The sequence below is a fragment of the Ewingella sp. C233 genome (assembly GCF_055407225.1).
The window spans coordinates 1-5,266 of the sequence record NZ_JBUZRI010000014.1; the positions used below are offsets into that span (position 1 = coordinate 1).

Below are 5,266 nucleotides of genomic sequence, written 5' to 3' on the forward strand. Positions count from 1 at the left end.
CCCGAAGGGTGAGGCACGAAGTGGGTCATCAACTGCCAGGCATCAAATAAGTGGAAAACCTCAGTCGAAAGACTGGGGTTTTTTGCTATGGGGAGTTTGAATAAGTCTTACCCGGAATTTAGGTTAGAAAATAAACCAGTATCCTCAATTGCCCAATCAAAACTCTGTGCGTATGAACTCTCCGAATCGGTTAAACTGAGCATAAATAAGTAACGAATGAGTAATCAGTTTATGTCGAGCTACGACACGTCTTTAAAGGCTTTAAATACCTTCGCTATTGTTGCCGATGCCACTGAAATCATCACGGCTCACAATCCGGATGAACTGGCGACTGCCTGGCTTGCTGCGCAAAAAGCAAAACATCCATTTCTGCTATTAGGAGAGGGCAGCAATGTGCTGTTCCTGGAGGACTTTGCCGGAATTGTTGTGCTCAACCGAATTAAAGGCATTGAGGTTAGCGAGCGAGCTGAAGACTGGTTACTGCATGTCGGTGCTGGTGAGAACTGGCATCAGCTGGTCATTTATACCCTGAAGCACAACCTTCCTGGTCTCGAAAATCTGGCTCTTATCCCTGGTTGTGTTGGATCTGCACCGATTCAAAATATCGGGGCTTATGGCATCGAATTACAAAGTTTGTGTGAATATGTGGACGTGATGAATCTTGAAACACGTGACATTATTCGTCTGCCTGCCTGTGAATGTCAGTTTGGTTACCGTGAGAGTGTATTCAAGCACGCCTACCGTGACGGGTATGCCATTATTGCTGTAGGACTCAGGTTAAGTAAAAACTGGCACCCTAAATTGACTTATGGTGATTTGACCCGGTTTGAGTCAGCCAGCGTGACGCCACAACAAATATTCGACTCTGTATGTCAGATGCGTCGCAGCAAACTTCCGGATCCAACGGTTACCGGCAATGCTGGCAGCTTCTTCAAAAATCCTATTGTGAATATTGCTCTGGCTGAAAAGCTCAAGCAGCAGTATCCGACGATGCCTTATTATCCTCAGGAGGATGGTCAGGTAAAACTTGCCGCAGGATGGTTAGTTGAGCAGGCGGGGTTAAAAGGTTTCTGTCTGGGTGGGGCCTCAGTTCATCAGCAACAGGCATTAGTACTGATTAACAAAGAGGGGGCAACCGGTGATGATGTGAAGGCGCTGGCGAAGCATGTACGTAATACGGTTGCCGGGCATTTTGCGGTCTGGCTGGAGCCTGAGGTTCGTTTCATTTCTTCCAGTGGCGAAACCAATGCAGTTGAGGCGTTATCATGAAAGATATCACCGTTCCACTTCACCTTGTTTCCATTCTCGCTGATGGTGAATTCCACTCAGGTGAACAGCTGGGTGTGAAGCTGGGTATGAGCCGTGCGGCGATCAACAAACATATCCAGACGATAAGGGACTGGGGAGTGGATATCTTCACTGTCCCAGGCAAAGGGTATAGCCTGCCGTCTCCTATCCAGCTTCTGGATGAAGAAGAGATCCTCGCCGCCTTACCGGAAGGGCGGGTTAGCGTATTACCCGTTATTGATTCCACTAACCAGTATTTACTAGATCGAATCAGCCAGCTTACGTCCGGGGATGCGTGCGTCGCTGAATATCAGCAAGCTGGCCGGGGCCGTCGCGGAAGGAAATGGTTCTCACCTTTCGGCGCGAACTTATATCTCTCTATGTACTGGAAGCTCGATCAGGGCCCGGCTGCTGCGATGGGGCTGAGTCTGGTGATTGGCATTGTCATGGCGGAAGTCTTGCAGAAGTTAGGCGCAGAAGATGTTCGCGTTAAATGGCCCAACGATCTCTATCTGAAAGATCGTAAGCTGGCTGGTATTTTAGTCGAATTGACCGGAAAAACCGGCGATGCAGCACAGTTAGTCATCGGTGCAGGGATCAATCTTAAGATGCGTGAACCCGCTGCAGATTCAATTGATCAGGGCTGGATAAACTTGCAGGAAGCCGGAGTAAATATCGACCGCAATCAGCTGACAGCCACACTTTTGCAAGAACTGCGTTCTGCGCTGCGTCAGTTTGAAGTGGAAGGGTTACCGCCCTTTATTACCCGCTGGCGCAGGCTGGATAACTTCCTCGATCGTCCCGTTAAATTATTAATAGGCGAACAGGAAATTCACGGTATTGAGCGTGGGATTGATCAGCAGGGTGCATTATTACTGGAGCAGGATGGCATAATTAAGCCATTTATTGGTGGGGAAATATCACTTCGCGGTCGTTGAATATCATGGAGGAGGGTTGTCGCCCTCCTTTAATTACTCTTACTTCCGTAATCTGACATTTTCAACGGCATGGTTAGCGCTTTTAGTCATAATGAGACTTGCCCTCTCACGGGTGGGAAGTATATTCTCTTTAAGATTCAATCCATTGATTTCATTCCATAATTGCGTGGCAATATTCACCGCCTCTTCTTCAGGAAGTTTTGCATAATGATGGAAATAAGAATCGGGATCTGAGAATGCGCCCTGACGGAATTTAAGGAAACGATTTATATACCAACCCTGCAATAAGTCTTCCGGGGCATCGACATAGATTGAGAAATCAACGAAGTCAGAGACAAATACGCGATGCGGATCGTGAGGGTAATCCATACCACTTTGTAAAACATTCAGCCCTTCAAGAATAAGAATGTCAGGCTGCTCGATGACTTTATTACCTTCCGGTATGACATCATAAATAAGGTGAGAATAGACGGGCGCTTTGACACTTTTTGCGCCGGACTTGACCTCAGAAACAAAATTGACCAGTTGATGCATATCGTAAGATTGCGGAAACCCTTTCTTCTTCATGATCCCACGCTCCTGAAGCGTTTTATTGGGATACAAGAATCCGTCTGTCGTGATCAGTTCAACGGTTCTGTGCTCTGGCCAGCGGCTTAACAACGCTTGCAGGACACGTGCGGTAGTACTTTTACCCACGGCTACGCTGCCAGCAATACCGATCACATAGGGAATTTTCTGACCATCGGTGCCTAAAAACTGCTCGAGAACTGCCTGGCGACGGAGGTTGGAGCTGATGTAAAAATTGAGAAGGCGTGAAAGTGGCAAATAGATTTGCGCGACTTCCTCAAGGGACAGATCCTCATTGATACCTTTCAGTTTCACGATTTCGGCTTCTTTGAGCGTTAGTGGAACTGAGTCACGCAAGGCTGCCCACTGAGCTCTGTCGAACTGTAGGTAAGGGGTTGCCAAAGATAAGTCTCTTTTTTTCATAAGTTAAAGTCTGCCTGTTAGCGCAGGTCAGGATAGGCGCCGCACGCCAAGTCCAGACAGTAAACCAGCCGCCTATTATAGACAGCTTAGTTTTCGGCGTGGACATTTTTCTTTTAACTTATCAATTTCTTTGATTGGGTTAAAAATTATTTAAGAAAAAATGAAAAACTTACTCCTCAAAAGCGAATTTGCGATGACCAGCTGAAACGGCCAATTCCATCAGGGAAAGACTTATCGCAAAGGTTTGTAATAAACGGCATCTGAGCCATAGTGAAGGAAGTCGGCGTGTTTTCCTGACGTACTGTAGCAACGATAGCCCTGAGACCGGTAGAAATACTCGGCCCCGGTACCTGATTGGAGGTCAGACAACAGCAGGTCACAACGTAGTCTAAAAGCGGCTTCTTCCAGTTCATGCATCATTTTTCGGGCTATGCCTGAACGTCTGACGGCAGGACGAACGAGCAGGGTATTTACGCCCCCAGCCCTGGACTGTCTCTCGATTGGTTTGTCATCAATTTTCAGTTGCACAGTTCCCATCACGCCATTGTGGTCCCGGGCTATCCACAACATAACGTGTTGCTGAGTGATTTGTGGCCCGAGGTCGTGAAAGAAGTCCTCAGCCATCTGAGAGGATTATGATGGTTCAAATCCCATCAGAGCGCCTTCTTCAATAACTTCTATTAATAGTGATGCTAGCTCGTTCCTGTAAACGGGCAGGGTGGCTGCATTTAGTAGAACGACTTTCATAGGCTATTCCTATAAGGTTTGATGACTCGGGAAAGATCCGGCAAGAGTTGAGCCAGTTCTCAATGCGCCTTTATAGACTCTCTTTCGCGGTATATTTTGCGAAATGAAGGCAGAATGCGCACTCAAAGGGTGCCTGGCAGCAGCAGCGGTGCAGCATTACTCTCTTATTGCAGAATGTGGCGTTGTAGCAGCCCATCAGGGAGGTGTTATGCGGCGAGGGAGTGATAGCAGGCCTCGATATTAAGACGCGTCGGTTGCGCAGTATTTATGCTTAAAAGCAGTGTAAAACGTATTTATCATGGTTTTTTGCATAAAACATGAGCGATGAAGAGAAATGCGCAATTTTTTTGTTGCATACCCCGCCAAGTCTCCCTAGAATGCGCAGCACTTGATGCCGGCATAGCTCAGTTGGTAGAGCAACTGACTTGTAATCAGTAGGTCCCGAGTTCGACTCTTGGTGCCGGCACCAATCAAGTACTTAAAATTAGGTGGGGTTCCCGAGCGGCCAAAGGGAGCAGACTGTAAATCTGCCGTCATCGACTTCGAAGGTTCGAATCCTTCCCCCACCACCAAACGAGCCTTAGCAATAAGGCAACTTACAATGTAAAGCACGTTGTAAGTGAAGGTGAGGTTTAAGTGTCTCATTTCCTTATCCCCGTCTTCATGTTCTTCAGAACAATCAGGTAGCCGAGTTCCAGGATGCGGGCATCGTATAATGGCTATTACCTCAGCCTTCCAAGCTGATGATGTGGGTTCGATTCCCACTGCCCGCTCCAATCCAAGATGTGCTGATATGGCTCAGTTGGTAGAGCGCACCCTTGGTAAGGGTGAGGTCGGCAGTTCGAATCTGCCTATCAGCACCACTTCTCAATCCTCCCTCCTGATTTTCTTTCTGTAAAATAATTTATCAAGCAAACGCTTGGTTGATGTGGTGATACCACCGATTTAACCGTGTCTTAGAGGGACAATCGATGTCTAAAGAAAAGTTTGAACGTAAAAAACCGCACGTTAACGTTGGTACTATCGGCCACGTTGACCACGGCAAAACTACCCTGACTGCTGCAATCACCACCGTTCTGGCTAAAACCTACGGTGGTTCTGCTCGTGCATTCGACCAGATCGATAACGCACCAGAAGAAAAAGCTCGTGGTATCACCATCAACACTTCTCACGTTGAATATGACACCCCAAGCCGTCATTACGCACACGTTGACTGCCCAGGCCACGCCGACTATGTGAAAAACATGATCACCGGTGCTGCTCAGATGGATGGCGCTATCCTGGTTGTTGCTGCGACTGATGGC

General features: G+C 47.6%; 5 protein-coding genes and 4 tRNA genes. 7 read left to right on the plus strand and 2 right to left on the minus strand.

Translation table 11 applies throughout. The features are described 5' to 3' along the window. Positions 1-231: 231 nt before the first annotated feature. Both murB and birA read left to right on the plus strand, forming a co-directional pair. The gene (murB, locus tag ACZRKO_RS22645) at positions 232-1,269 is read left to right on the plus strand and encodes a UDP-N-acetylmuramate dehydrogenase (protein WP_463739333.1); all 1,038 of its coding nucleotides are present in this window, start codon (positions 232-234) and stop codon (positions 1,267-1,269) included. Next, complete coding sequence (birA, locus tag ACZRKO_RS22650) at positions 1,266-2,225, plus strand: bifunctional biotin--[acetyl-CoA-carboxylase] ligase/biotin operon repressor BirA (protein ID WP_463739329.1); 960 nt, start codon at positions 1,266-1,268, stop codon at positions 2,223-2,225. The genes murB and birA overlap by 4 nt, the downstream gene beginning before the upstream one ends. A 39-nt stretch (positions 2,226-2,264) precedes the next feature. Here birA and coaA read toward each other — a convergent pair whose 3' ends face one another. Then, positions 2,265-3,215 (minus strand): type I pantothenate kinase, encoded by a 951-nt coding sequence (gene coaA / locus ACZRKO_RS22655; protein ID WP_463739330.1) that lies wholly within the window; start codon positions 3,213-3,215, stop codon positions 2,265-2,267. Positions 3,216-3,446: 231 nt separating this feature from the next. Beyond that, positions 3,447-3,839 (minus strand): GNAT family N-acetyltransferase, encoded by a 393-nt coding sequence (locus ACZRKO_RS22660; protein WP_463739331.1) that lies wholly within the window; start codon positions 3,837-3,839, stop codon positions 3,447-3,449. 516 nt (positions 3,840-4,355) lie between these two features. On the opposite strand from ACZRKO_RS22660, the gene ACZRKO_RS22665 reads away from it, so the two are divergent. The 5 genes from ACZRKO_RS22665 to ACZRKO_RS22685 form a co-directional block, all read left to right on the plus strand. Beyond that, positions 4,356-4,431 (plus strand) — tRNA-Thr (locus ACZRKO_RS22665). 18 nt (positions 4,432-4,449) lie between these two features. Then, positions 4,450-4,534: transfer RNA gene (locus ACZRKO_RS22670), tRNA-Tyr, on the plus strand. A gap of 129 nt (positions 4,535-4,663) precedes the next feature. Continuing rightward, a tRNA-Gly gene (locus ACZRKO_RS22675) sits at positions 4,664-4,738 on the plus strand. 11 nt (positions 4,739-4,749) lie between these two features. After that, positions 4,750-4,825, plus strand: a tRNA-Thr gene (locus tag ACZRKO_RS22680). A 108-nt stretch (positions 4,826-4,933) separates the two neighbouring features. Continuing rightward, positions 4,934-5,266 (plus strand): GTP-binding protein (locus ACZRKO_RS22685; RefSeq protein ID WP_463739332.1); only part of this gene is annotated, 333 nt, incomplete at its 3' end.